The following is a 24886-nucleotide window of genomic DNA, read 5'->3' as shown; positions in this document are numbered from 1 at the left end:
AGGTCTCGGGGCTCCGCAAGAGTCAGGCGCAGCCGCTCGCGGGAATCGGCGCATCATGATAGCGTATTGTCCGGAAAGACGCGCCATGACCGGGTTTCTGACAAAACCGCTGATCTTGCCGAGCGGCGGGAAGCTCAAAAACCGCATCGCCAAAGCCGCGATGACGGAAGGGCTCGCTGACGCCTGGAACCGGGCGACGCAGCGCCATCAGACGCTTTACCGGCGCTGGGCCGAAGGCGGGGCCGGTCTCCTCATCACCGGCAATGTCATGGTCGACCGGCGCTATCTCGAACGGCCCGGCAATGTCGCGATTGACGGGACGCAGACGGACGAACAGCTCGATCTTTTAAAGCGCTGGTCCGGCGCGGCGCGCGAGGCGGACGCGGACATCTGGATGCAGATCTCCCATGCCGGCCGCCAGACGCCGAATATCGTCGCGAAAGAGCCGGTGGCGCCGTCCGCCGTTGCGCTGGGTCTTCCCAGCGGACAGTTTGGGACGCCCCGCGCGCTCACCGGCGATGAAATCGAAGAGGTTATCGCGCGGTTCGCAAACGCGGCGTCGGTCGCCAAGCGCGCGGGCTTTTCCGGGGTGCAAATTCATGCGGCGCATGGCTATCTGATTTCGGAGTTCCTCAATCCGCGCGCCAATCTGCGCGAGGACGACTGGGGCGGCGCCTTGGAAAACCGCGCGCGATTGCTGATGCGCGTCATCAAAGAGGTTCGCGCGCAGGTCGGATCGGGCTTTCCCCTGTCAGTGAAACTGAATTCCTCCGATTTCCAGAAAGGCGGCTTTTCGCCCGCCGAATGCCTTCAGGTCGCAAGCTGGCTGAACGAGGCGGGCGTCGATCTTCTGGAGGTTTCCGGCGGGTCTTACGAACAGCCGGCGATGATGGACCTTGAAGGCATGGAGGCGCGCTATGAAGAAACGAAACGCGAGGCGACCCGCGAGCGCGAAGCTTATTTTCTGACCTATGCGGAGGAAATCCGGGCGGTTGCGAAAGTGCCGCTGATGGTGACGGGCGGATTCAGAAGCCGGGCGGGCATGGAGGAAGCGCTCTCTTCCGGCGCCTGCGACGTGATCGGCCTTGCGCGCCCGCTTTGCGTCGATCCGAACCTGCCGGAAAAGCTTTTCAACGGAGAGATTGACGTTGCGCCCTCTTACGAAAAGCTGATGCGCCTCGGGCCGGGCGTTTTCGGCCCCAATTCCGGCGTCGATTTTTTAAAGGCGCTCAATGGCTTTTCGGTGATGGCGTTTTTCTATGAGAATATTTATCGCCTGTCGGAAGGTCGGGAGACGGCGGAGAAAATGGCGCTCCTGCCGGCCTTTCTCAAATATCAGATGGGCGAGGCCCGCAAGGCGAAAGCGCTTGAGCGCTGACGTCTTTTGCGCGCTGTCATCCAATCCAGCCTTTCGATTTTGACTGCATGGAAAACCACAAAAGAAAAGCGCCGATCAGGCAGATGATCGCCGGAAAGACTGCGGCGCCGAGACCAAGAATGGACAAGGCGTTCATGCCGAAGAACACATAGCCCATTTGGATCAGGATGGCGGCTAAGGAAACCGCGAAAATGGGCGCCGCAAAAGCCTTGCGCAGAGCGAGCGCCGCCGATCCGATCAGGCCGCCGAAGACGGCGATGGCGTAAACGCCGAAGAGCCAGCCCGGGCGTCCCGCAATCAACGCCTGTTCCTCTTCCGGATAGTCGGCGAGCTTTTCCGGCGACATCATGACGTCCGCCAGATAGGCGTAAACGCCCAGAAGATTCCATAAAATGGCGATGACGGCGACAACCCAGAACCAGACTGGCGGTTTGACGATTGCGGACATGGTTTCTCTCCCTTTGTGCTATTTTTCGAGCGGCCAGTTTTCGGCGCGCATCGTTTTCGGCGTCAGCGGCGTCATCAGCGCGAAAAGACCGAGCATCATGCGCGCGCCGAACGTGACCTTGCCGGTCTCCACATAGGCCTTGAAATTCTCGACAATGGATTTCGAGCCAGAGGCCATGGATTTTTCACTCTTGGAGCCGGCGACGACATGCTCGGTGATGAGCTGGAATTCCGTGCCGCCGTCGACGTCTTTCAGGAGATAAGTGACGGTCGAGGCGGGGTCGGGCAGGGAGGTGAGCTGGAAGCTCGTGACCATTTTGCGGGGCGGCTCCATCTCGATGATCTCGCCGATCACCGCGACCACCTTGCCGTCGCCGGACAGCATGCGATAGCGATTGCCAGGCGCCATTTCTTTGGCGTCCCAATTGGAGTTCCAGAAGAACGGGCGCGGCGACTGGGTGTTCACGAGTTCCGACCAGACGGTCTCGATCGGCGCCGCGATGACGACTTTGTAAATCTGCTTTTCGGCGTACTGATCGTCGTTCATGCTATGACTTCCCCTGCTTCTTTTCATCCGGTGCGGTTTCATGGCGCGCCTCGGCGAGATATTTGATGCGGGTCATGTGTCCCGCCCAGTAGGCGCTGTAATCGCTCGTCCAGCGGTCATGGATCATCTGGATCGGCGCGGCGTTGAAGTAGAGCTTGCGCGTGCGGCCGTGTTTTTCAGAGACGATGAGGTTCGCCTCTTCGAGGACGGAAAGATGCTTCATCACAGCGATGCGGCTGACGTCGAAGTCGGCGGCGAGGGCGCCGACGCCGATGCCCGGTTCGTCTTTGACGATGTCGAGCATGCGTCTTCGGCTTTCATGGGCGAGCGCCTGAAAAACGGCGTCCATATCGCGGTCATTCATCATGTAACTAGTAGGTTACATAAAAGGCCGCAGCCGTCAAGCCGGCTTTGGCGGGCGTGTGAAGGCGTTGATCGGTTCAGATGTTCTCGAGCGGGAGATCAGGTCTTGGAGATCAGGAAGATGCCGACAATGATCAGAAGGCAGCCCGTGATCTTGATCACGGTCGCCGGTTCATCGAGAAGCCAGGCTGAGGCGGCGACCATCCCGATCAACGCCGAGGAGGTGACGACGGCGTAGGCGACGGAAAGGTCGAGCGTCCTCAGGGCGAGGATGTAAAATGTCAGCAGGAAAACGCAGGCAAAGCCAAAAGCCCAGAAGGAGCCCATGCCGAGCGCTGTCTTCAGGGCGGCTGTCATGCCTTCGCGCGCCGGGAGGGCGGTGATAGTTTTTTTCAGCATCACATTGGCGAGGACGTTCGAGGCGGCTGCGGCGAGAACCAATATCCAGCTTGTGAGGGACATCCGTCACGCTCCTTTGGCTTCAGAAGTTTGTAAAACGTCGCGTTTGCTTTTCAGTTTTGAAAAGGTGGCGGCAACGGCGAACCCCGCCAGCATGGCGATAAAAGGAATGCTTTGCATGTGGTATCTGTCGCCGGAGACGATCACCGCATGCATGCATGCGTAATAGGCCCACAGCCCGAGCGGCGGCGACATTAATGCGATCGCCTTGTCTTTAAGCGTTTTCTCTTTCAGCGCCATAAAGACCACCAGCCCCACGCCGGCGAGCGAGGCGAGGAACACAATCATCCAATAGGCCTGGGTCAGCAGTTTCAGCGGCAACACGGCGCCTGCGCCGAAACGTTTTTCAATGCCGGATTGGTTCCAGTGAACGGCGATGGTTTCGCGCAGATGCGTGTTTATGAGCTTTTTGACAAAACCGACGCCTGTGCGCACAGGGTTCGACATCATATAGGCCTTAGCTTCGTCGCCCAGAACGCGCGCCCGCTCGACCTCGTTCATACCTATCACTTTGTCGGGCAGCGGCATATAGCCGCCGTCGGTCTCGGGATTGTTGCCCATCCACAGCACCGGAGCGCCATTGGTGGAGATCAGCACCATGGCGTCATGAACGGCGTAATTGCGCGCCGTCCAAGGCGCGATGGCCGCGAACATCGCGATCAGAACGACGACGAGACGCCAGGCTTGCGGGACGATTTTCCTCTCTTTCGCGGCTTTCATGATCGCGAAGACGACAGGAACTAAAAGCCCGAGAGGTCGAATAAGGGCGGCAAGGGCGAAGGTGACGCCGCTCAAAAGACTTGCCCCGGCCGCCGGCAATTTGCGTGCGTCCCATGCAAGCAAGGCCGTATTAATGGCGAGGATGAAAAACACTTCGCTCGCGAGGATGGTCGCATACATGACTAGGCTTGGCCAAACCGCGAGAATGGCGGCGGTCCACAGGGCCTCGCGCTCGCCGAACCATCGCCGCGCCAGACGCGCCGAAGTCAGGATCAAAAGCGCGCCGGCGGCGAGGTTGACGAACACGGCCGTCGTCATGTTGACGCCGAAGATTTTGAAGAAGGCCGCGTAAACAGCGCTCGTGCCTACCGGCCAGTAGCTGAAGGGCTGGTCGGGCCTGACGCCGTAGACCCCATCATTGGCGAGATTGCCGGCGGTGACCCAGTATACATAAGAATCTGATTGCGGAATGACGGGGACGAGGAGCGCCCAGACAAGACGCAGGGCCAGACCAAGCGCGACCAGCGCCGCAAGCTGGCGGTTGAAGGAAAGGTCGTTCCAGGCGGCGACTAGTGCGGCGGTTTTCGGCATGCCCGTTCCTTTTTAGACGGCCAGCAGGATAGCGCCGGCGCAGATCAGGCCGCATAACAGGCTGACCTTGTCGCGCAAGGCGAAAACGATCGGGTCGTCCGGCATTTGCCCGCGATGCGCAAGCGTCCAGATGCGGCCGAGCCAGTAAATCATCACAAGACAGATCACCCAGAGAATGCGCGGCTCTTGATAAAGAACCGTGACGTTGGGCGAGGTGATGTAGAGGGCGAGGATGAGGATCGAGGTGTAGCTCGCCACAACCCCTAAGTGGCTGACGATTTCCCGATCATGCGCATAATAGCCGCGCCCGGGTATTTTTCCGTCCGCATTCGGCGTTTTCTGGCTGATCTCCGTATAGCGCTTGACGAGCGCAAGGCCGAGAAAGAAGAATACGGAAAAGGCGATGAGCCAGTCGGAAACGACGACGCCGGAGGCCGCGCCGCCGATCAGAATGCGATAGCCGTAAAGAATGCCGAGCGCCATGGCGTCGACCAGGAGCTTTTCCTTCAGATAAAGCGAATAGGTCAGTGTAAAGACAATATAGCCGGCGAAGAGAAGCGCCACGAGCGGGCTCGTGAACAGGAAGGCGATGGCGAAGCTCGCGGCTAAGAGCAGCGCCGAAACGAAGATTCCTTGCGGAATCGGGATGCGTCCGGCGGCGAAGGGGCGGTTCATCTTTCGCGGATGGCGCCGGTCGGCGCGGATATCGAGAATGTCGTTGACGATATAAGTCGCCGAGGCGCACAGGCTGAAGCCGACAAAGGCCGCAAGGGCGTCAAGGACCTTGCCGACTTCGAAGATCTGGTGCGACAGGACGAGCGGCAGAAAAATCAGGACATTCTTCACCCACTGATGAAGCCGCATCGCCTTGAGGTAATCTTTAAGGCTTGCTTTCGCCGCCGCCAGCCGCACGGTGTTCTGGTGTCCGCCGGTGAGCGCGCGGGCGGACGCATCGTCCGGCGCTGCGACATATGCGGTCTCGGCTTCTTTCCAGATGGGGCGGTCGGCCTTGCTGTCGCCGGCATAGTCAAAGCCGGCGTTGAAGCCATGCGCTTGGCTGTAGGCGCGGATGGCCGCGAGCTTTCTGCCGCTTTTGAAGTTTTCACCGTCGCTTGCAATGACGCCGTGAAAAAAACCCGCCTCCTCGGCGATGGCGTCGGCTGCTGATTTATGCGCCGCTGTCGCCAGCACGACGGGCCGGTCTTCAGATTCGGTTTTGACGTAAGCGAAGACCTCTTCATTAAGACGCAGATCGCCGAGCTCAGTCGGGAGCCGGCTGGCGACTGAAGCCTTGAAGGCGGCGCGCCCGGCCATGAGCGAGGGGAGACAGGCGAGAAAGGAAAAGGCGTTTTTGCCGGCGAGCGCGGCGGCGGCCTCCCATAAGGTGTCGCCATGGATCAGCGTGCCGTCGAGATCGACGAAGAGCGCGCGGGTCTCGCCGCCGTTCGGCCCTTCTCCAGGCCGGGATCGCGTTCGGCTGTCTTCACGTGGCACGGCGGTCCGTTCTCCCAAGGATTTTCCGGGCCCCTCGCAAGGGCCCGGCATGCCGGCTTTGCGCGCCGCTCCTGGCGGCTTTCAAGCGGTGTGCCATAGATCGCGCAAAAGGGTAAAGAAAAACAGACCCCAAGGGCCTTTCAGGCGCTTCGCCCAAAAGAAAAGGCCGGGCGCGAGGCCCGGCCTTTTCCGCATTCGAGCGCCCGTCCGTCAGACGGAGTAGTACATGGAGAATTCCACCGGATGCGGCGTCGTTTCGAAACGAAGGACTTCCTCCATTTTGAGGTCGATATAGCCGTCGATCTGGTCGTCGTTGAAGACGTTGCCTTTCTTCAGGAAGGCGCGGTCGGCGTCGAGCGCTTCCAGCGCTTCGCGCAGCGAGCGGCAGACCGTCGGAATGTCTTTCAGCTCTTCCGGCGGCAGGTCGTAAAGGTCCTTGTCCATGGCGTCGCCCGGATTGATCTTGTTCTCGATGCCGTCGAGGCCGGCCATGAGGAGGGCCGAGAAGGCGAGATAGGGGTTTGCGCCCGGATCCGGGAAGCGTGTTTCGATGCGTTTGGCTTTCGGCGACGAAACCCACGGAATACGCACCGACGCGGAACGGTTGCGCGCCGAGTAGGCGAGCAGGACCGGCGCCTCGAAGCCCGGCACCAGACGTTTGTAGGAGTTGGTGAGCGGGTTGGTGAACGCGTTGATCGCTTTGGCGTGTTTGATGATGCCGCCGATATAGTGGAGGCAGGTGTCGGACAAATCGGCGTATTTGTCGCCGGCGAAGAGCGGCTGGCCGCCCTTCCAGATCGACTGGTGAACGTGCATGCCGGAGCCGTTGTCGCCATAGATGGGCTTGGGCATGAAGGTCGCGGTTTTGCCGTAGCCGGCGGCGACCTGATGCACGATGTATTTATAGATCTGCAGACGGTCGGCCATGGTCGTCAGCGTCGAGAACTTCATGCCAAGCTCGTGCTGCGACGGCGCCACTTCGTGGTGGTGCTTTTCCGGCTCGATGCCCATCTCGCCCATCAGCGCCAGCATTTCCGACCGCATGTCCTGACAGCTGTCGACGGGCGGGACCGGGAAGTAGCCGCCTTTCGGCCCCGGACGGTGGCCGAGATTGCCGCCTTCGAAATCGGTCGAGGTGTTGTAGGGGCCTTCGACCGAGTCGACGGCGTAGCCCATGTTGTTCTGCTCGGTGGACCAGCGAACGTCGTCAAAGACGAAGAATTCCGCTTCCGGTCCGAAAAAGGCGGTGTCGCCAACGCCGGAGGATTTGAGATAAGCCTCGGCGGCTTTCGCCGTGGTGCGCGGGTCGCGCGCATAAGGCTGGCCGGTGGAAGGCTCGAGAATATCGCAAGTGATCGACAGGGTCGGCTGCGCGAAGAACGGGTCCACAAGCGCCGTATCGTTATCCGGCATGAGAATCATGTCCGACTCGTTGATCGCTTTCCAGCCGGCGATGGACGAGCCGTCGAACATCGTGCCTTCGGACATGAAGTCCGCGTCGATGAGAGACTGGTCAAAGGTGACGTGTTGCCATTTGCCTTTTGTGTCGGTGAAACGAAGGTCGACGAATTTGATTTTTTCGTCCTTGATGCGTTTAAGAACGGCTTCTGCGCTCATGGTCATTAGGCCCCTGTTTTGTTTTTCCGCGACAGCCATTATGCGACGTAAAAACCTGCGCCGCATGGGTCGTCTTAGCATGCGTTAAGAGTCGCTGCCGGTGCAAGAAATTATTGCGGCGCAACATCGAAATCGAGCCTCAAATTGCAAAATGTTTCTCAAACAAGAAAAAAAGACATAATATGCTTAAATCACGCAATATTATTCTGATCTATGCGGCCCTGCGGCAGGCCCGGCCCGGCGGGCGCGATAAATGACGCGCCCCGCCGACAGTCAGGGAGAGAACGGAGAATCGCATCCGGGCCGGATCTGGGTCCTCACCGACGGCAAGATCGGCGACGATGTTCAATGTCTCGCCGTGGCGTCGGGGCTCAGCCCGTCCTTTGAAAAGCGCGTAGTCGCGCCGCGCTGGTTGTGGGCGATGCTCGCCCCTTACGGCCCGGTCGATCCGCGCGAGGCGCCGGGCCGGGAAGAGGGCCCGCTTGCGGGGCCGTTCCCCGATGCGGCGATCGTTTCCGGGCGCCGCGCCATTCCCCATGCGCGGGCGTTGAAAAAAGCGAGCGGCGGCAAAACCAGGATCGTCATTTTAAAAGATCCCCGTTTCGGGCGCGGCGTTGCGGACGCGCTATGGGCGCCGGCCCATGACCGGCTTGACGGCGCCAATGCATTTTCAACGCTGACCTCGCCCCATGCGCTCGGGGCCCGCGTTCTGTCGCCGCCGGCGCCGGTTCCCGCCATCGCCGCTTTGCCGAAACCGTTTCTCGGCGTTGTTCTCGGCGGGGTCACCGCGGGCGGCGGGGCGGACTACAGCGCCGAAGCGGCGCGGGACCTTGCGGCGCGGCTTTCGCAGGCCGGGCGCGATTACGCGGCGGTCGCCGTCACGCCCTCGCGGCGCACGCCGCCTGCGTTTCTGGACGTCTTGAAGGCCTCTCTGGATCACCCCAAACTGTTTATCTGGAATGGGGAAGGGGACAATCCGTATCCGGATATTCTAGCGCAAGCCGCGGCGCTGGTCGTTGCGGGGGACTCCCACAATATGACAAGCGAGGCGCTCGCCTCGCGCGCCGCCGTTTATATCTGGAAGCCGAAAGGGCTTGCGGCCAAGATGGGCTGGTTTATCGGCGAACTCATCGCCCGCGGCGAGGCGAAGCTCTTCGAAAGCGCGGCGCCGGTTTTCGGGCGCATCCCCCTCGATGCGACGCCTGAGATTATTGCGGAGATCAGAAAGCGGCTGGAGCTTTAGAGCTTTTGAAGCGCCTGCGCATGCGCTTTGGCTTCCTCGACATAATGGGCTGATCCCACAAGCGCGTATTTGTCCTCGCCTTCGCGCAAATCGCGGAATTTCTTCGCCGGCATGCCGGCCCACATCTCGCCGGCGGGAACGATTTTCTTTGGTCCCAGAAAGGCCCCGGCGGCGAGAAACCCGCCGGTCTTCACGACCGAGCCATCAAGCATGGTCGCGCACATGCCGACAAAACCGCCGTTTTCGACCGTCGCGCCATGCAGCATGCATTTATGACCGATGAGGGCGTTCTCGCCGATAAGGGTCGGCAGGCCGCCCCATTCTGGATCGTCCACATGCACGATCGTGCCGTCCTGCACGTTCGAGCCCTTGCCGACCACAATCTTGTTGGTGTCGCCGCGCAAGACGCAGCCATACCAGACCGAGGCGTTCTCGCCGATCTCGACATCGCCGCAGACGACCGCGCCCGGCGCGATGAAGGCGGTTTCGTGGATTTTGGGTTCTTTGTCGCCAATGGCGAATATAAGCGGTTTCATAGCAGCTCAATATGCGCTGTGCGGGCTTTGGGTCAATGGCGAAAGGCGGCTGGAACTGTGACGCATATCCAGGCGTCGCCATCCGTCCTGGAACTCTCTTCCTTAAGAACGTCGATTAATCTGGCGGTGTTGGTTCTTGGCTGAATTAAAAAACCGCAAGACAGTGGTTTTAGAATGACGCGAAAGCCAGCGCCGAAAATGAAGTCTGCGATGGATTACCGTTGAAGAAGTCCCTAGGCGTAATGCGTTGAGCTAATCTGCGTCTTTATAAAACTGTACGCATCCTTTCCCCGCATTGCGCTGCGGCATGACGTAAATTGGGCGCCGTCAGTTTTCGCATTTATCTTGAGGGCCTGACTGCGCTTGCTTATGCTCAGCGCAAGGGAGAATTTTTTCGACGAATTGAATCTAAAGTTGCAAGTGCGGCTGCGGCCGTTTTGCACGTGTTTAATGCAGATGGAGGGAGAGACATCATGCTGACTGTGCTGGCGGCGCTTGCCGCATCATCGATCATGACGACGGCGGAGGCGCAAACGGCGTCTGACGACGCGAACCCCGACACAAGCGCCGAAACAATCGTCACCGCGCAAATCAGAACGCAGCCGCAACGCGAGATCAGGCCCGCGCCGTCGCGGACCATTGCGCCGCGCCGCGCCGTCATTGCGACTCTGGCGAACACGGAGTTTCACGATCCGGTCTCCACCGGCTGGTATATTGGCTACGGCCTTACAAGCAGCCGCTACAACGACTTGTGGACGTCCTACAAGAACCGCGGGTTTGTGCCCATCGACATTGAAACCGATCGCATCGGGCGCAATACGCGCTATGCCGGCCTCTGGCAGAAAAACGAGGATGGGCGCGGCTGGGTCAGCTATCGCAATCTGACGAGCAGCGGTTTCCATGACAAATGGGAGGAATATAAGAACAAGGGCTACCGTCCCATCGACCAGGACACGGTCGTCATCAACGGATCGGTCCGCTATTCGCTCATCATGGTGGAAAACAAGGAAGGGGTGAAATGGATCTCCAACCGCAATCTCACCAGCGAACAGTTCAGCCAGAAATTCAATCAGTTTAAGGGCGATTACATGCCCATCGATGTCGACGCCGTCGAGATCAACGGGGACATGCGCTATTCCATCATCTGGATGGAGAACAAGGCGAACACAGCCTGGGCGGAATATCGCGACATGTCCCCCAATTCCTACGGCCAGAAGTTTCAGCAATTCCGCAGCAACGGCTACCGCGTCGCCGATCTCGATTGCTACGAGTCGGGCGGCAATCTGCGTTACGCGGCCATCTGGGAAAAGAACAAGCCCGGCCGCGCCTGGGCTGCGCGGCGTGAAATGTCGGCGACAGGACTCAGAAACTGGTGGAAGAAATATGCAGACCAGGGCATGCGCATCATCGATATCGAAGTCTGTCCGGCCAAATCCGGCGGCGGCGTGCAATACGCCGCGGTCTGGCGTGAAAACAGCAGCCGCTATGACTGGTCCGGCCGCAAGGACGTGGAAAAAGAGCTGAAAGACTATGTCGACAATTCCGACGCGCCGAGCGTCGGCGTCGCCATCATGCGCAACGGCCAGCTCCTGTTCCGCGGCGGCGCCGGCGACGCCGACACGGAAAAGGGCGTGTGGGCCCATGGCCGCACGATTTACCGCCTGGCGTCCGTAGCCAAAGCCGTAACCGGCACGCTCGCCTACGATATGGAGGAGGCGGGCCTTATCGATCTCGATGACCGCACCGACACGATCGTCTCCGGTCTCGGCACGAGCCACGTGCACACGGTCCGCGATCTGGTCAGAATGGAAGGCTGCGTCTCGCATTACAAAAGCGACGGCGTCGACGACAACGACACGCAGACAAAATATTCGACCGCGCTTTCCGCGCTCAACAACCATATGAACGGCGCCATCAAGAAAAACGGCTTCATCATCTCCGGATGCTCCACGGGCCAGTATAATTACTCGACCCACTCTTACGTTCCCGCCGCGGCGGCGCTGGAGGCCAAAGGCGGGACGTCTTACGCAAACCTGATCAAGACGCGGATCAGCGACCCGTTCAATCTTGATACGTTGCGCGTGGAATCGCGCACCTCGCCGGACCCCAGCGGCGATCTTGCGGAGGTGTACGCGGGCAGCGGGCGCGTCAGCGATTCCGATTTTGAGAATGTGACCTGGAAAGCCCCGAGCGGCGGTCTGGAATCATCGTCCGAAGACCTTGCGCGCTTCGGCGACGCCGTCTTGCGCAACCGTTATTTCCCGCAGACGACCCGCGACGCCATGTGGGTCGGCACGTCCAACGGCCGCGCCGCCGGATGGACAGTCAGCGGCGTGCAGCGCTGGAAAACCGGCGGTCAGCAGAGCTCGGATTCGTATATCGTCATCGACACCAATACGGGCGTGACGGTCGTGACGCTGAGCAACAAGCGCTCGCCGTCGATCGACACGCAAGTGCTGGCGAATACGGTTCTCGGCATCGCCAATGCGAACTGAACCGTTAGGCGGCGCTTGCGCCGCCTAACTTGTCACCGCATCCGGCTGATTGTCCGGATGCGCTTTTTCGAAAGCCGGGTGTTTGAGGCAGCGTTCGTGAATCTCGTTCATTTTGGCAAAGCCTGAAACGTCAATGCCGAAGCGATGGGCTGCATACATCTGCGGGACGAGAAAACAATCGGCGAGGCCGGGAACGTCGCCGACGCAGTAATCGCCGGCCGTGTGCGCGAGCATTTTCTCGACCGCGGCCATGGCGCCGCCGGGCCAGCGGTTCATCCAGTCATTCATGGCGTCTGCGTCGAAGCCGCGCTCGTTTTTCAGATATTTCTGGATGCGCGAATTGCCGAAGGGCTGGGCTTCGCTCGCCAGGGTGGCGGCGACGGCGCGCGCCTGCGCCCGCGCAATTGCGCCGCCGGGCAGGAGGGGCGGCTCGGAGAATGTCTCTTCGAGATATTCGATGATCGCCGAGGACTGGACGAGGAGCGCGCCGTCATCGGTTTGCAAGGTCGGCACGAGGCCAAGCGGGTTTTTGGCGCGATAAGCTTCGCTGTTCTGTTCGCCTTTGAGGAGGTGCACCGCCTCATAATCGTAAGGAAGATTTTTCAACGCCAGCGCAATGCGCACCCGATAGGTCGCGCTCGAACGCCAATAACCGAATAATTTCATGCGCTTGCCTCTTTTCTTGCTGCAGGAAAACCGGTGCTTGCCTCAAATTAGTAACATATGTTACTAACTTGGCCAACGCACACCCTTAGCTGGAAGGAATAGCCATGGCTGACCTGTTCGAAAACCCGATCGGCACCGACGGTTTTGAATTTGTCGAGTATACGAGCAGCAATCCGGACGAACTTGCGGTCCTGTTCGAGCGTCTTGGCTTCACGGCCGTGGGCCGGCACCGGTCCAAAGACGTGGTTCACTACCGCCAGGGCGACATCAACTTCCTGTTGAACCGCGAGCAGACCGGACAGCCAAAAATATTCTGCGGCCAGCACGGCGCCGGCGCCAACGCCATGGCGTTCCGCGTGAAAGACGCGCAAGCCGCATTCAAGGAAGCGGTGAAGCGCGGCGCCAAGCCCATCGAGGCGAAGGCGGGCCCCATGGAATTGAATATTCCGGGCATTGAAGGGATCGGCGGGCTCAACGTCTATCTCGTCGACCGTTACGGCGCGCGCACGATTTACGATGTGGATTTCGAACCCATCGCAGGCGCGGACCCGTCGAAAAACGATATGGGGCTCACCTATATCGACCACCTGACCCACAACCTCCATCGCGGCAATATGGACAAATGGGCGGCCTATTACGAAGACATCTTCAACTTCCGCGAAATCCGCTATTTCGACATCGAAGGCAAAATGACAGGCCTCGTCTCGAAAGCGATGACCAGCCCCTGCGGCAAGATCCGTATTCCGTTGAACGAAAGCCGGGACGACAAGTCCCAGATCGAGGAGTTTCTAGACCGCTATAACGGCGAAGGCATCCAGCATATCGCGCTCGGCACGGGGAATATCTACGAAACCGTCGAGGCGCTGCGGAAAAGAGACATTCCGTTCCAGGACACGCCGGACACCTATTATGAAAAAGTCGACGAGCGCGTCGGCGATCACGGCGAAGATCTGGAGCGCCTCAAAAAGAACCGCATCCTCATCGACGGCGCGCCGACGCAAGGGCAGGGGCTTCTCCTGCAGATATTCACCCAGGACGCCATCGGCCCGATCTTCTACGAGATCATTCAGCGCAAGGGGAACGAAGGCTTCGGCGAAGGCAACTTCAAGGCGCTGTTCGAATCGATCGAGGAAGATCAGATTCGCAGGGGCGTTCTGAAAGAATCTGCGTAAACTGCGCCCATGACCGTCGCCTGCGTCTCGCGTAAAACCAAGCCCGGCGCCAGGCGCAAACTGGTGCTCGACCAGTTTGCGCCCTACCGCATCGTCGCGCTGGGCCACGCGATTTCCGGGCGTCTGGCGCGCGCCTATCGCGACGAGAACATCACCATTCCCGAATGGCGCGTCTTAGCGGTGATCGGCGAGGCGAACGAGGTCGCCGCCCGCGACGTCGTCAAACGCACGCCCATGGACAAGATGACCGTCTCCCGCGCGGTGGCGAGCCTTGAACAGAAAGGTTTCGTAAAGCGCGCGCCGCACAAGGACGACCGGCGCGTTTCCATGCTCTCCCTTGCGCCGGAAGGGCAGGATGTCTTCGACCGCATCGCCGAACTGGCGCTCGCCTTTGAAGACGACCTGATGTCGACCCTCGAGCCGGAAGAGGCGGCGGCGTTCCGCCTGGCGCTTGAGAAGCTGGAAGAAAAAGCGCGCCTTAACGGCCAAGTTGAATGAGTGATGATAAAATAAAACTCGGTCTGGCCGGTGAATACGCCGTTGCTTCCGAACTTTGCAGGCGCGGTGTCTATACGCAGCTTACCCTTGGAAACTACAAACGCACTGACTTGTTGGTGATGGGAGAAGAGGGGAATACCCGCCGGATCGAAGTTAAAGCCAAAAAAGGGCCCAAATGGGCGAACATCAAAGGCGTAGTCGGTGAAGGCGCATACATCGTGTTTGTCGATTTGCGCAAACTCGATATAGAGCGGCCAGACTTTTACATTCTTTCATCAGAAGATTGGCGCAAAGTCGCCCTAAAAATAGTTGAGGAAAAGCAGAAAAGGTCTCCGAACGTGAATGTTCATATCGGGGAAGATAATTGCCCGACCTTTCCTGATCAGATAACTAAGTCCGGTCGACCCTATCGCGGCTGCTCTGTCAGCGTCGGCGATGTGGGCGAATATAAGGATTCTTGGGATAAAATTATCGCGTTGAGTGATATCACCCAAAAACCGTGAAGGCTGAGGCGTCACCGATGGCAGGTTGGAGCAGTACTAAACGTATGCTCATTCTCTTCGCCGCTCTCGCTCTCTCAGCCTGCGTTTCCTTTCCCGATGCGCCGCCTGCGCAGGTCGAGCCACGGTTCGAGGCTGACGGTCTGCGTTCCATCGACGGCGCCGTGCTTGGCGTTCAGACATGGGAGGCGGAAGCCCCGCGCGCGGCCGTCATCGCGCTCCACGGCATGAACGATTATTCGCACATGTATGACGAGCCCGCCGCCTATTGGGCGGAAAAGGGCGTGACGGTCTACGCCATTGACCAGCGCGGTTTCGGCCGGTCTCCGGATTTCGGCCATTGGGTCGGCGAGGAGACGATGGTCGCCGATCTGCGCGCGGCGGTGACGGCCGCGAAAGCAAAGCACGCCGGCCTTCCTGTTTTCGTGCTCGGTCATTCCATGGGCGCCGGCGTGATATTGGCGGCGGAAGCCGAGGCGCCGCTCGGCGCCGACGGTCTTATCCTTGCGGCGCCGGGCGTGTGGGGCGGGGCGGCGCTGCCGATCCCATATCGCCTCTCGGCCAATATCGCCGCAACATTCGCGCCCGGCAAAACGCTGACCGGCGAGCGCGCCCAGCGGCAGGCGACGGACAATATCGAGGCCTTGCGCGAAATGGCGAAAGACCCGCTGGTGATCAAGGAAACCCGTCTCGACGCGGTGGTCGGCGTCACGCGCGTCATGGGCGCGGCCTATGGCGGCGCCAAAGAGGTGCGCGGCGACATTCTTTTTCTTATGGGCGAGAAGGACGAAATCATTCCTTTGAAAGCCATGGAGAAAACCGCCATGCGCCTTTCCGGCGACGTCACCTTTCGGCGCTATCCGCAAGGCTGGCACATGCTGTTTCGCGATCTGCAGGCGGAACGCGTCTGGTCCGATGTTGCGGACTGGATTTCAAAACAGAGCGCGCATCTCGGCGGCTAGACCCGCATCGTAATTCTGTCGTCATTCCCGCCTAGAATGGCGCCGAAATTTTCGGGACTTGCATCCGTGCGCGCATCGTTGAAAGAGCCTGAGCGGCAGCCTGCGCAACGCGCAGACGAGCTGCGCTGGTCCGTGGTCGTTCCCTATTATAATGAGCGGCCCTTTCTGCCCGCCATGCTGGCCTCAATGATTGCGCAAAGCGTGCGCCCTTTCCGGCTAACCCTTGTCGACAATGCGTCCACGGACGGCTCGGGCGCCGCCGCGCGCGCGGCGCTCGCCGAGGCTGAGGACATCGATATCGTGCATCTTGTCGAAACGACGCCCGGCCAGGCGGCGGCCCTGGAGCGCGGCATCGCCGAAGCCGATACTGATTTCATCGCGATCTGCGACGCGGACACGATCTATCCGCCGGATTATCTCGCCCGCGCCGGCGCGCAATACGACGCCCTGGGGCCGGGCGCGGCCGCAATCCTCGCGACGGCGTTTTATGATGAACCCGGAAGCTTAAGCAGCCGGCTTGCGCGTCTGAAAATGCGGATCGTGCCGCACCTGTTGCGCAAACAGTGTCATGCGGGCGGTTACGCCCACACCTTCCGCACCGATGCGCTGAAGCGGGCCGGCGGCTATTCGCGCAAATTGTGGCCGCATCTGCGCAAAGATCACGAGCTTATGCATCGCGTCTGGAAAGAGGGGCGGGTGGTGCACGATCCCGGCCTCTGGTGCCGGGCGAGCGACCGGCGGTCGAGCGTCTTGCAAAAGCGCTGGACCCTGTTTGAGCGCATTCTTTATCACGCGACGCCGTTTCAGATGAAAGACTGGTTTTTTTACGACTTTCTCGGTCCGCGCATGGCGGCGCGCGCCCATGACGAATTGCGCCTGCGCGAGCGGCCCTGGGAAGGGACGGGAAAAGAACGCGAAGCGGGCGTTTAAAATCAGCCGGCTTTCGCCTGCGGGTTCTCGGCCGCCGGTTCGAAAACGGGGTCGGCGCTTTTCCCGGCGCGCCTTTCAAGCGCCCGCGAGTAGATCCGGAAGACGAGATCTTCGAATGTCTTGCGCCAGGAGAAATTTTCGAGCGCATGGGCTCTGGCGCGCGCGCCCATCTCCGACAAACGGTCCATCCAGACGGCGGCGATATTCGCCGCCATAGCGCCGGAATCGCCGCAAGGGCCGAGCCGTCCCAGTGCGGGCGGCACCCGGTCGATCATCGCGCCTGCCCGGACGCCGACCACAGGCAGGCCCGCCGCCTGCGCCTCGATCACCGAAATGCCGAAGGTCTCGTTCTCCATGGCCGACACATAGATGTCGGAGGAGGCGAGATAGGTTGCGAGGCTTTCCCGGTCGTCGACGAAGCCCTTGAAATAGACTTTCAGTCCGGCGCATTCTCGGGCAAGCGCGTCGCGCTCCTTGCCGTCGCCGAGCATGACGAGGCTCGCGCCCCAGGAGGCGGGAAGCTTGCGGAACGCATCGACCACGACGCGGGCCTGCTTTTCCTTGTCGATGCGGCCGGCGTAAATCAGGAGCGGCTGGTTGTCGCCGACGCCGAGCTCCGCGCGCAAGTCGCAGCAGCGCTGCGCCTTGTTGAAAAGACGCGTGTCGGCGCCGAGGGACAGGATCTGAGGGTCGTCCAGGCCGAGCTCAGCGAAATGTTCGGCGGCGATCTGGGTCAGCGTGTAAAAGGCGTCAAAACGCCGGTAGAGATTGGCGGCGTAGCGATAGGCGAGACGGCGCGCCTGGCGCGCGGCATAGGCGCCGGCCCGGGGGCGCAGGTAACGCTCCACATAAACGGTCGGAAAATCCGTGTGATAGCCGGCGACGACCGCAGTTTCGGGATGGCGCGCGCGATAACACAGCGCCGTCCAGGGCAAATTATAGGCGTCCTGGCATTCGATGAGGTCCGGCTTGACGAAGGCGAGCGCGTCGAGAACCGCCGGCGAGCGCAGGAGCAGCCGGTAATTGGGGCTGCCGGGCACTTGCGGCGACTTGATTTCGATGATCGCGGCGCGTTTTTCCTGGATGATGCGGTCTTCCGGCCCCGGCACGATAAGCACATGATGCGCGTCGGTGTGGCCGAGAAGAAAGCTGCGTTTTTCGCTGAGAAAGGTTTTCACCCCGCCGCCGCGAACTGCGTATGACTGCGTCACATCGCAAATGGTGAGCGCTGATGAACGCGTGCGCAATTTGGTGATCCCGCCTTGTGACTCTTATACGCCTTTTGGCCGGCCGCACGCGTCGTTCTGCGCCCCTCCGCCAATTGTTTACGTATTGGATGGATGGAGTGCGCTGCTTCAAGGTAATTTTTTATGACAATCGCGCACAATTTGCGTGTTGCAAAAAATAATCCGTACACATTGTAAAATTGGAAAATCCGGAAAAGCGCCGGAGAAGCAACAGTCTTTCGGTTGTTGCGGATTTTCTTGTAAGACAAATAGGTGACAAATGTGCAAAGGGTGCGGCGCTGTGCGGGGCGGGCCCGTTTCACGCGATTGTCACACGACTCCTGCATAGAAAATCACGCCGCCGCGCGAGGCGGCGTTGGCCGCACCCGTCGCTGGCGGGCAGGGAGCGTTTATGAGACGCATATTGAAAGTCTTCCAGACCCTCGGCGACGCCGCAGGTCTCGTCTTGCTGCTGGGCGGGCTGATCATTGCGACGAACAATGCCCGCGCGCCGCATGCCGCGCATCGCAAATCCGGCGCAAAAAAATCCGTTCGCGCCCTGAATGCGCGCCGCGCCGGCGCCGCTGTTTAAGCGCCGCCCCGTCTATTGAGGGACGTGGTCTATCGCGGGACGTGGCAGGCGCCGCCGCCGTTTTTCTCGAAATATTGCTGGTGATACTCCTCCGCTTTCCACCATTTGCCGAGCGGTTCGATCTCGGTGGCGATGGGGCGGGGGTGACGGCCCGAAGCGTTTTCCGCGGCTTTTGAGGCCTCGGCGGTTTCCCGCTGGGCGTCGTTAAGCGTGAAGATCGCCGTGCGGTACTGATCGCCCACATCGGGGCCCTGGCGGTTCACCTGGGTCGGGTCGTGGCTCGCCCAGAAGATCTCGAGCAGTTTCTCATAGCTGACGACGGCGGGATCGAACTCGATCTTCACCGCCTCGGCGTGGCCGGTGCCCTTGCCGCAAACTTCGCGATAGGTGGGGTTTTCCGTATGGCCGCCCGTATAGCCGACTTCCGTCGCGACGACGCCGTTTGTGTCGCGGAAAACCTGCTCGACTCCCCAGAAGCAGCCGGCGGCGAAAACAGCGGTTTCGGTCATGAGATTTGTCTCCGTCTCTTACGCAGCACCATAAAGGGCGCAAACGCCTCCGCGGCAAGGGGCATCACGCGCTTGTGGCCTGTTTGATCCAGTCGAGAAAGCTGCGGCTCGAGCCTGTCTCCGCGACGGGCAGGGCGACGACGCAGGGCTCGTCATAAGGGTGCAGCGCGATGATCCGGTCCCGGGCGGCGCCGGCGGCGGCGTGCGTGGTTTTGACGAGCATCGGGGTTTCGAGCCCGATCTCCACCTGGCCCTCCCATTCATAGACCGAGCGCATTTCGGCGTGAATATTGACGCAGGCTACGAGCTTTTCCTCCACTAGGGGCCGGGCGATTCGCGCCGCGGTCTCCGAATTCGGGGCGGTGACATAAAGAAAGACGATTTCAGACAGTTCCGGTCCAGACATTGCGCGCCTCCCGCACCCGGCCTAAACCCGTTTCCTCACGTCAGGCCAAAGGGATGCGCGCTGAGTCTCGCGCGCTTTAGAACCATGCGCAAGCTCGACCCGTCCCGCGCGCTCATCCTGTTTTCCGGGGGCCAGGATTCATCGATTTCGCTCGCCTGGGCGCTCGACCGGTTCGCCCATGTGGAAACGGTCGGCTTCGTTTACGGCCAGCGCCATTCGATCGAGCTTGGCGCCAGGCTCACCGTGCGCAAAGCCATGGCCGACGCTTTTCCCCGTTGGGCCGGAAAACTTGGCGAGGACATGCTGGTCGATGCGCGGGGGCTGAAAGACCTCGGCGAGACCGCCATGACCCATGAGACGGAAATCGTCATGGGCGAGGACGGGCTGCCAACGACTTTCGTGCCGGGCCGCAATCTCGTCTTTCTCTCGCTCGCGGGCGGGCTCGCTTATCGGCGTAATCTGGGGCGCCTCGTCGCCGGCATGTGCGAGACCGATTATTCCGGCTATCCCGACTGCCGCGAACCGGCCCTTAACGCGCAGCTTGAAGCCTTGCGTCTCGGCATGGATGCGGATTTCGGTCTTGAAACCCCGCTCATGCATATCGACAAGGCGGAAAGCTGGCGGCTCGCCGAAAGTCTCGGCGGCGAGAAACTGGTGGCGCTCATCAACGAGCACAGCCACACTTGTTATCGCGGCGAGCGCGGCGCGCGCCATAACTGGGGCTATGGCTGCGGCGAGTGTCCGGCTTGCGTGCTGCGCGCGAAAGGCTGGGCCGCTTACAGCGCCGGGACCGAGTCGGCCCGACCTTGAGCGACAATTTGAAGAAATACGCCGGGCCGCTTTACGCCTTTTATTATGGCGGGCAGTTCATCCTGCTCGGGATTCAACTGCCATTCTTCGCCGGCTGGCTGGCGCTGAATGGCTTCGATGCGTCGGAAATCGGCCTCATCACCGGCGCGGCGCTGATCGCGCGGCTTCTTTTCGGGCCGCTGGTCGCTTTCTGGGCCGATCATCAGACGGACGAACGCCGCGCCCTGCGCGCCGTCACTTTCCTTTTTGCGCTGGGCGCCGGCGGGCTGTTGATTGCGCCGACAAAGATCCTGATCGGGGCGAGCGCCGCGCTGGTGATCTGGACTTTCGGCCTGCTCGTGCCGCTGACCGACACGGCGGTTTTGCGCGCCGACCGCAACGGCTGGCTGCATTACGGCCAGACGCGCGCCGCGGGCTCTTTCTTCTTTTTGTCGACGAATATTATCGGCGGCGCGATCCTGACGGCGACGGGTGTCGCGGCGGCGGCGCCGGCCATGGCCTGCGCGGCGAGTTTTGCATTCCTGATGACCTTCCTGCTGCCGGCCGGCGCGGGCGGGCGCGGCGGCGCCAAACCGGTCTCCTGGCGCGAGGCGCCGAAGCTTCTCGCAAATCCTGTATTCCTCATCGTGCTTTTCTCCGCCGGCCTCACCCAGGGCGGGCACGCCGTCTATTACGCCTTCTCCTTCCTGCGCTGGGAGCAGCTTGGCTATTCGACCCTCGTCATCGGCTGTCTGTGGGCGACGGGCGTCATCGCGGAAATCTTTTTGCTGACACGCGCACGCGGGCTCGCGAAACGCTTAGGCCCCGCCAAGCTGCTCGCGCTCGGCGGCGCGGCGGCGGCGCTGCGTTGGACGGTGATCGCGCTGGAGCCGCCCTTGCCGCTCTTGTTTATTGTGCAGACGCTGCATGCCGGGACTTTCGCTTGCGCCTATCTCGGCGCCATTGAGTTTCTCGACCGCGCCGCGCCCCTGCGCCTCGTAAACACCGGCATGACCTTGATGTCGACGACCGGCGTCGGGGCGGTGACGGGTCTCGCCACGGTCGCCGCCGGGTTTGTCTGGAACGGGGCCGGCCCCGCGCCCGCTTATCTGATGATGGCGGGGATGGGCGCGTGCGCCTTTCTCGCCGCCATCCTCCTCATGCGCGTATGGGACGGCGGCCGGCTTTTCGATTAAGATGCCGGGACCGGCGCCGAATGGCCGCCGCAGGGAAGGAGAGACATCCATGCGTTTCATAATCATGATTTTCGCCGCGGTGTTCATGGTTGCGTCCGCCGGCGCTGAAGAAGCGAAGATTGAAATCAAATCGCTCAGCGAGGACGCGGCGTCGCCGCACGCCTCTATCGACGAGCTTTCATGGCTGATCGGCCACTGGAAGGGCGAAGGGCTGGGCGGCAAGTCGGAAGAGTTCATTTCGCCGCCCGTGGACGGTCAGATGATGGGCATGTTCCGCCAGGCGACGGCGGACGGCGCGCTGATGTTTTACGAGTTCTATCTCTTCGCTGAGCATGAGGGATCGCTTGTCCTCCAGATCAAGCATTTCAATCCGGACTTCACCGGCTGGGAGGAAAAGGATGATTATGAGGAATTTCCGCTGGTCGCTTTGGAAGAGAACGCCGTCTATTTCGACGGGCTGACATTCGCGCTCGAGGGCGAGGATGTTCTGCGCTCGGCTGTTTCACTCGATGAGACGAGCCGCGCGGATTTCCGCTATGAACGGCAGACGCCTTAGAGCGCTTTAAACGCTCGCTATATGCGCGCCGTCCCAGTCTTTGGGAACGCCTTTTCGAGATTATCCCGCGCCATGCCGTCGGCGAGGCGCAAGAAAAAAGTCAGTATAAAGATTGAAGGCGGGACGCGACATCTTGCCCTTGTTAGGAATCTCGCGCCGACGAATTCAACGGCAGGTTGTTTTGGAAGACACAGAAAATCGCTTCTATATTTCGGGCGTAGGGTCTACACTGCCTTAATATTACGTGCCGTTTCCAGGGGGAGGTGCGAATGACAACGCAAAATCTGCATGGTGTTGCGGCCTTTTTGCGACTTTCGTCCGTAAAGCTCGCGCCGCTCTGTCTTGCCGGCGTGCTCGCCGCCAGCCCCGCTGAGGCTGCCGTCATTTCCTGGTCGAACGCCGGCGCCGGCGACTGGTTCGATAGCACGAACTGGTCGCTCAGCGTTCCCGGCTCCACCGACGACGTCTTCATCAACAATGGCGGCGACGCGACGGCCGACAGTTCCAGCGGTTTCTATCCAGGTTCAGGGACGCTCGCTGATACCAATGATCTAAACATCGGTTACCGCGACAACTCCTCGCCTTTGCCGCCTTATGGAACGGGATCGCTGCAATTAAATGACGTCGGCCTTGCTGTCGGCGGCGATCTGAGGATCGGCGTCACCGACGCCCCGGTCTTCATCTTTCCGCAGGGCGATTCCAACGGCCTCCTGACGACGAACGGCGGCGCCAATAATGATGGCGATGTGACGGTCGGCGGCGCCGCGTCGATCGGCGAATTTATTGACGGCATTGCTGACGGGACGGCGACGGGCGACGCTGCCATCGCCGGCGACTTCACCGGCATGGATGCGGGCGGTCTCATCGTCGGCCGGACGGAAAGCCTTGGCGACGCAGACGGATCGCTGACGGTCGGCGGGGACGTGAGCGGGTTCACGTCGCTGCAGATCGGCGTCACCGGCCTCGACAGCGAGGGCAATGCGGCCGGCGTGATGGATGTCGGCGGCAGCCTGTCGCGCTCGACGACTGGCGGCTTCCTTTCTGTCGGCACGATGGCGGGGAACGGCGTCGCGGACGGCAGCCTGACGGTTGGGAACGGCGTCTTCGGCTTCAACTCGATCGGCGTCGCCAGCGGCACGGCGGACCCGGACGCGACGGGCAGCTCGACCGGCGTGCTGACGGTTCTGGGCGGCGGCGTTCACAGCGGCGGCGACGGCTTCGGCTTCGACGTCGGCAGTCTCAACGCCAATGGCAGCGTCCTTGGCTTTGCCGACATTACCGGGGATGTTGATGGGTATTCCATTGTTGAGATCGGCAATGCGCGCGGGAGCGCGACTGAGACCGGCAGCGCGAGCGGCGACGTTTCGATCACCGGCAATCTGACGGGCCTCGATATGGGCGCGCTGCGCATCGGCCGGACGGAAAGCCTCGGGGATGCGGACGGCTTGCTATCCGTAAGCGGAGACGTGAGCGGGTTCACATCGCTGCAGATCGGCGTCACCGGCCTCGACAGCAACGGCAATGCGGCTGGCGTGATGGATGTCGGCGGCAGCCTGTCGCGCTCGACGACTGGCGGCTTCCTTTCCGTCGGCACAATGGCGGGGAACGGCGTTGCGAATGCCAGCCTGACGGTCGGAAACGGCCTCAACGGCTTTAGCTCCATCGGCGTCGGCAGCGGCACGGCGGACCCGGACGCGATGGGCAGCTCGACCGGCGTGCTGACGGTTCTGGGTGGAGGCGTTCACAGCGGCGGCGACGGCTTCGGCTTCGACGTCGGCAGCCTCAACGCCAACGGCTCCGTAACAGGCGTCGCGAGTATCACAGGCGATGTCGACGGCTACGGCATCGTTGAGGTCGGCAATGCGCGCGGGAGCGCGACTCAGACCGGCAGCGCGCAGGGCGATGTTTCGATCACCGGCAATCTGACAGGTCTCGATACGGGCGCGCTGCGCATCGGCCGGACGGAAAGTCTCGGGGATGCGGACGGGACCTTGTCGGTGAGCGGCGATGTGAGCGGCTTTACGTCGATGCAGATCGGCGTCACCGGGCTCGACAGCAATGGCAATGCGTCCGGCGTGATGGATGTGGTCGGATCGTTATCACGGTCGACGACCGGCGGTTTTCTTTCGGTCGGGACGGCGGCAGGGAACGGCGTCTCGGTCGGCAGCCTGACGGTCGGGGACGGCATCTTCAGCTTTAACACCATCGGCGTCGGCAGCGGTACGGCGGATCCGGACGCGACGGGCAGCGGCGGCGGCGTGCTAACGGTTCTGGGCGGCGGCGTCCACAGCAACGGGAACGGGTTCAGCTTCGATGTCGGCAGTACGAATGCAGCTCCCACGACAATCGGCGTCGCCAGCATTACCGGCGGCATCACCGGCTACGACCTTATCGAGGTCGGCAATGTGCGCGGCGCGACGAGCACGGGCGACGCTACCGGTTATCTTACCGTCAGCGACGGTCCGGTGATGGCGTCGGCCATGCGCGTCGGCGTCAGCGAAAGCGGGATCGGCGTTGGGACCGGGACGGTCAATCTCGATCATACGCTTGTAAGCCTCGACGATGCGCTGACGCTTGGCGCGGGAGCAACGCTTTCGTTTGACGTTGACGGCACCAACAGAGGCGTCGACTACGCCGCTATCGATGCGGCGGCCGCGATGCTCGACGGCGATCTTGAAGTCGACTTTTCGTTCGACCCGGCGCCGTCGGTTTACGATCTTATCGTTTCGGACAGCGTCGGCGGCATTCTCGGCGATTTTGACAATGTGTACATATTCGGCCTCGCCGCGAGCGTCATGTACAGCTATGGCGTCGAGGTCGCGAATATCGGCGGCTTCGATGTCGACGTGTTCCGGCTTCGCATTTTCGGGATGGACGGCGGAGAGGTTCCGCTCCCGGGCGCAGCATTGTTTTTCCTCTCAGGTCTTGGAGGGTTTGCCGGTTTCCGCCGTCTGCGCAAGCCGGCGCGGCGCGCATTGGCCTGATATGCGTCAA

The 24886-nt window shown here is 61.2% G+C and carries 25 protein-coding genes; 13 read left to right on the top strand and 12 right to left on the bottom strand.

What is annotated here, in order from left to right; genetic code table 11:
- Window positions 1-85 precede the first annotated feature (85 nt).
- Window positions 86-1378 carry an NADH:flavin oxidoreductase/NADH oxidase family protein gene (locus CW354_RS03705; RefSeq protein ID WP_104828704.1) on the top strand — a complete coding sequence of 431 codons (1293 nt, stop codon included), beginning with the start codon at window positions 86-88 and terminating at the stop codon, window positions 1376-1378.
- A 16-nt stretch (window positions 1379-1394) separates the two neighbouring features.
- Here CW354_RS03705 and CW354_RS03700 read toward each other — a convergent pair whose 3' ends face one another.
- The 7 genes from CW354_RS03700 to glnA form a co-directional block, all read right to left on the bottom strand.
- A complete protein-coding gene (locus CW354_RS03700) occupies window positions 1395-1826 on the bottom strand; it encodes a hypothetical protein (protein ID WP_104828703.1) in 432 nt (143 codons plus the stop codon).
- An 18-nt stretch (window positions 1827-1844) separates the two neighbouring features.
- Window positions 1845-2372 carry an SRPBCC domain-containing protein gene (locus CW354_RS03695; protein WP_165793506.1) on the bottom strand — a complete coding sequence of 176 codons (528 nt, stop codon included), beginning with the start codon at window positions 2370-2372 and terminating at the stop codon, window positions 1845-1847.
- 1 nt (window position 2373) lies between these two features.
- Entirely contained in the window at window positions 2374-2721 is a 348-nt protein-coding gene (locus CW354_RS03690) for an ArsR/SmtB family transcription factor (protein WP_207764645.1), read from the bottom strand.
- A 113-nt stretch (window positions 2722-2834) separates the two neighbouring features.
- Window positions 2835-3197: a DMT family transporter gene (locus CW354_RS03685; protein ID WP_104828700.1), complete on the bottom strand. Its 363-nt coding sequence runs from the start codon at window positions 3195-3197 to the stop codon at window positions 2835-2837.
- Window positions 3198-3200: 3 nt separating this feature from the next.
- Window positions 3201-4505, bottom strand: coding sequence for an ArnT family glycosyltransferase (locus CW354_RS03680; protein ID WP_104828699.1), 1305 nt, complete (start codon window positions 4503-4505; stop codon window positions 3201-3203).
- Window positions 4506-4517: 12 nt separating this feature from the next.
- The gene (locus CW354_RS03675; RefSeq protein WP_165793505.1) at window positions 4518-6017 is read right to left on the bottom strand and encodes a UbiA family prenyltransferase; all 1500 of its coding nucleotides are present in this window, start codon (window positions 6015-6017) and stop codon (window positions 4518-4520) included.
- A 192-nt stretch (window positions 6018-6209) separates the two neighbouring features.
- A complete protein-coding gene (gene glnA, locus CW354_RS03670; RefSeq protein ID WP_104828908.1) occupies window positions 6210-7616 on the bottom strand; it encodes a type I glutamate--ammonia ligase in 1407 nt (468 codons plus the stop codon).
- 253 nt (window positions 7617-7869) lie between these two features.
- Between glnA and CW354_RS03665 the strand changes: the two genes are divergently transcribed.
- Window positions 7870-8859, top strand: a complete 990-nt coding sequence (locus CW354_RS03665) for a mitochondrial fission ELM1 family protein (RefSeq protein WP_104828697.1) — start codon at window positions 7870-7872, stop codon at window positions 8857-8859.
- Here CW354_RS03665 and CW354_RS03660 read toward each other — a convergent pair.
- Window positions 8856-9395, bottom strand: a complete 540-nt coding sequence (locus tag CW354_RS03660; RefSeq protein ID WP_104828696.1) for a gamma carbonic anhydrase family protein — start codon at window positions 9393-9395, stop codon at window positions 8856-8858. The two genes, CW354_RS03665 and CW354_RS03660, sit on opposite strands and share 4 nt — an antisense overlap.
- A 473-nt stretch (window positions 9396-9868) precedes the next feature.
- Here CW354_RS03660 and CW354_RS03655 point away from each other — a divergent pair, with 473 nt between their 5' ends.
- Window positions 9869-11890, top strand: a complete 2022-nt coding sequence (locus tag CW354_RS03655; RefSeq protein ID WP_104828695.1) for a serine hydrolase — start codon at window positions 9869-9871, stop codon at window positions 11888-11890.
- 24 nt (window positions 11891-11914) lie between these two features.
- On the opposite strand, the gene maiA is transcribed toward CW354_RS03655, so the two are convergent.
- Window positions 11915-12556, bottom strand: a complete 642-nt coding sequence (maiA, locus tag CW354_RS03650) for a maleylacetoacetate isomerase (protein ID WP_104828694.1) — start codon at window positions 12554-12556, stop codon at window positions 11915-11917.
- Between the two features lie 104 nt (window positions 12557-12660).
- Between maiA and hppD the strand changes: the two genes are divergently transcribed.
- The 5 genes from hppD (at window position 12661) to CW354_RS03625 (ending at window position 16618) form a co-directional block, all read left to right on the top strand.
- Window positions 12661-13728 carry a 4-hydroxyphenylpyruvate dioxygenase gene (gene hppD / locus CW354_RS03645; RefSeq protein ID WP_104828693.1) on the top strand — a complete coding sequence of 356 codons (1068 nt, stop codon included), beginning with the start codon at window positions 12661-12663 and terminating at the stop codon, window positions 13726-13728.
- A gap of 9 nt (window positions 13729-13737) precedes the next feature.
- The gene (locus CW354_RS03640; RefSeq protein ID WP_104828692.1) at window positions 13738-14226 is read left to right on the top strand and encodes a MarR family winged helix-turn-helix transcriptional regulator; all 489 of its coding nucleotides are present in this window, start codon (window positions 13738-13740) and stop codon (window positions 14224-14226) included.
- Window positions 14223-14729 carry a hypothetical protein gene (locus CW354_RS03635; RefSeq protein WP_133162158.1) on the top strand — a complete coding sequence of 169 codons (507 nt, stop codon included), beginning with the start codon at window positions 14223-14225 and terminating at the stop codon, window positions 14727-14729. The genes CW354_RS03640 and CW354_RS03635 overlap by 4 nt, the downstream gene beginning before the upstream one ends.
- Window positions 14730-14773: 44 nt before the next feature.
- Window positions 14774-15688, top strand: coding sequence for an alpha/beta hydrolase (locus CW354_RS03630; protein ID WP_165793503.1), 915 nt, complete (start codon window positions 14774-14776; stop codon window positions 15686-15688).
- 66 nt (window positions 15689-15754) lie between these two features.
- A complete protein-coding gene (locus CW354_RS03625; protein WP_165793502.1) occupies window positions 15755-16618 on the top strand; it encodes a glycosyltransferase family 2 protein in 864 nt (287 codons plus the stop codon).
- Window positions 16619-16620: 2 nt separating this feature from the next.
- Here CW354_RS03625 and CW354_RS03620 read toward each other — a convergent pair whose 3' ends face one another.
- Window positions 16621-17865: a glycosyltransferase gene (locus CW354_RS03620; RefSeq protein WP_104828688.1), complete on the bottom strand. Its 1245-nt coding sequence runs from the start codon at window positions 17863-17865 to the stop codon at window positions 16621-16623.
- Window positions 17866-18256: 391 nt separating this feature from the next.
- On the opposite strand from CW354_RS03620, the gene CW354_RS22935 reads away from it, so the two are divergent.
- Window positions 18257-18436: a hypothetical protein gene (locus CW354_RS22935; RefSeq protein WP_133162157.1), complete on the top strand. Its 180-nt coding sequence runs from the start codon at window positions 18257-18259 to the stop codon at window positions 18434-18436.
- A 29-nt stretch (window positions 18437-18465) separates the two neighbouring features.
- Here the strand turns inward: CW354_RS22935 and msrA are convergent, their stop codons facing one another.
- A complete protein-coding gene (gene msrA, locus CW354_RS03615) occupies window positions 18466-18945 on the bottom strand; it encodes a peptide-methionine (S)-S-oxide reductase MsrA (protein WP_104828687.1) in 480 nt (159 codons plus the stop codon).
- Window positions 18946-19009: 64 nt separating this feature from the next.
- Window positions 19010-19351: a divalent-cation tolerance protein CutA gene (gene cutA / locus CW354_RS03610; RefSeq protein ID WP_104828686.1), complete on the bottom strand. Its 342-nt coding sequence runs from the start codon at window positions 19349-19351 to the stop codon at window positions 19010-19012.
- Window positions 19352-19435: 84 nt separating this feature from the next.
- Between cutA and queC the strand changes: the two genes are divergently transcribed.
- From queC to CW354_RS03590, 4 genes are all read left to right on the top strand, one after another.
- A complete protein-coding gene (gene queC, locus CW354_RS03605; RefSeq protein ID WP_104828685.1) occupies window positions 19436-20161 on the top strand; it encodes a 7-cyano-7-deazaguanine synthase QueC in 726 nt (241 codons plus the stop codon).
- The gene (locus tag CW354_RS03600) at window positions 20158-21336 is read left to right on the top strand and encodes an MFS transporter (protein WP_165793501.1); all 1179 of its coding nucleotides are present in this window, start codon (window positions 20158-20160) and stop codon (window positions 21334-21336) included. Before queC ends, CW354_RS03600 begins: the two co-directional genes overlap by 4 nt.
- A 49-nt stretch (window positions 21337-21385) precedes the next feature.
- Entirely contained in the window at window positions 21386-21892 is a 507-nt protein-coding gene (locus CW354_RS03595; protein WP_104828683.1) for a DUF6265 family protein, read from the top strand.
- 269 nt (window positions 21893-22161) lie between these two features.
- Window positions 22162-24876: a VPLPA-CTERM sorting domain-containing protein gene (locus CW354_RS03590; RefSeq protein ID WP_104828682.1), complete on the top strand. Its 2715-nt coding sequence runs from the start codon at window positions 22162-22164 to the stop codon at window positions 24874-24876.
- Window positions 24877-24886 lie beyond the last annotated feature (10 nt).

The organism is Hyphococcus luteus (assembly GCF_002943565.1).
GTDB lineage: Bacteria > Pseudomonadota > Alphaproteobacteria > Caulobacterales > Parvularculaceae > Hyphococcus > Hyphococcus luteus.
This window is presented reverse-complemented; position numbering and strand designations above follow the sequence as displayed.

Excerpts from the sequence above, each read along its gene's own strand:
- msrA (WP_104828687.1), bottom strand. The coding sequence starts at position 18,945 with ATGACCGAAACCGCTGTTTTCGCCGCCGGCTGCTTCTGGGGAGTCGAG.
- hppD (WP_104828693.1), top strand. The coding sequence starts at position 12,661 with ATGGCTGACCTGTTCGAAAACCCGATCGGCACCGACGGTTTTGAATTT.
- CW354_RS03590 (WP_104828682.1), top strand. The coding sequence starts at position 22,162 with ATGACAACGCAAAATCTGCATGGTGTTGCGGCCTTTTTGCGACTTTCG.
- CW354_RS03660 (WP_104828696.1), bottom strand. The coding sequence starts at position 9,395 with ATGAAACCGCTTATATTCGCCATTGGCGACAAAGAACCCAAAATCCAC.
- cutA (WP_104828686.1), bottom strand. The coding sequence starts at position 19,351 with ATGTCTGGACCGGAACTGTCTGAAATCGTCTTTCTTTATGTCACCGCC.
- queC (WP_104828685.1), top strand. The coding sequence starts at position 19,436 with ATGCGCAAGCTCGACCCGTCCCGCGCGCTCATCCTGTTTTCCGGGGGC.
- CW354_RS03595 (WP_104828683.1), top strand. The coding sequence starts at position 21,386 with ATGCGTTTCATAATCATGATTTTCGCCGCGGTGTTCATGGTTGCGTCC.
- CW354_RS22935 (WP_133162157.1), top strand. The coding sequence starts at position 18,257 with ATGAGACGCATATTGAAAGTCTTCCAGACCCTCGGCGACGCCGCAGGT.
- CW354_RS03680 (WP_104828699.1), bottom strand. The coding sequence starts at position 4,505 with ATGCCGAAAACCGCCGCACTAGTCGCCGCCTGGAACGACCTTTCCTTC.
- CW354_RS03635 (WP_133162158.1), top strand. The coding sequence starts at position 14,223 with ATGAGTGATGATAAAATAAAACTCGGTCTGGCCGGTGAATACGCCGTT.
- maiA (WP_104828694.1), bottom strand. The coding sequence starts at position 12,556 with ATGAAATTATTCGGTTATTGGCGTTCGAGCGCGACCTATCGGGTGCGC.
- CW354_RS03630 (WP_165793503.1), top strand. The coding sequence starts at position 14,774 with ATGCTCATTCTCTTCGCCGCTCTCGCTCTCTCAGCCTGCGTTTCCTTT.
- CW354_RS03655 (WP_104828695.1), top strand. The coding sequence starts at position 9,869 with ATGCTGACTGTGCTGGCGGCGCTTGCCGCATCATCGATCATGACGACG.
- CW354_RS03700 (WP_104828703.1), bottom strand. The coding sequence starts at position 1,826 with ATGTCCGCAATCGTCAAACCGCCAGTCTGGTTCTGGGTTGTCGCCGTC.
- CW354_RS03695 (WP_165793506.1), bottom strand. The coding sequence starts at position 2,372 with ATGAACGACGATCAGTACGCCGAAAAGCAGATTTACAAAGTCGTCATC.
- CW354_RS03665 (WP_104828697.1), top strand. The coding sequence starts at position 7,870 with ATGACGCGCCCCGCCGACAGTCAGGGAGAGAACGGAGAATCGCATCCG.
- CW354_RS03690 (WP_207764645.1), bottom strand. The coding sequence starts at position 2,721 with ATGGACGCCGTTTTTCAGGCGCTCGCCCATGAAAGCCGAAGACGCATG.
- glnA (WP_104828908.1), bottom strand. The coding sequence starts at position 7,616 with ATGAGCGCAGAAGCCGTTCTTAAACGCATCAAGGACGAAAAAATCAAA.
- CW354_RS03685 (WP_104828700.1), bottom strand. The coding sequence starts at position 3,197 with ATGTCCCTCACAAGCTGGATATTGGTTCTCGCCGCAGCCGCCTCGAAC.
- CW354_RS03640 (WP_104828692.1), top strand. The coding sequence starts at position 13,738 with ATGACCGTCGCCTGCGTCTCGCGTAAAACCAAGCCCGGCGCCAGGCGC.
- CW354_RS03705 (WP_104828704.1), top strand. The coding sequence starts at position 86 with ATGACCGGGTTTCTGACAAAACCGCTGATCTTGCCGAGCGGCGGGAAG.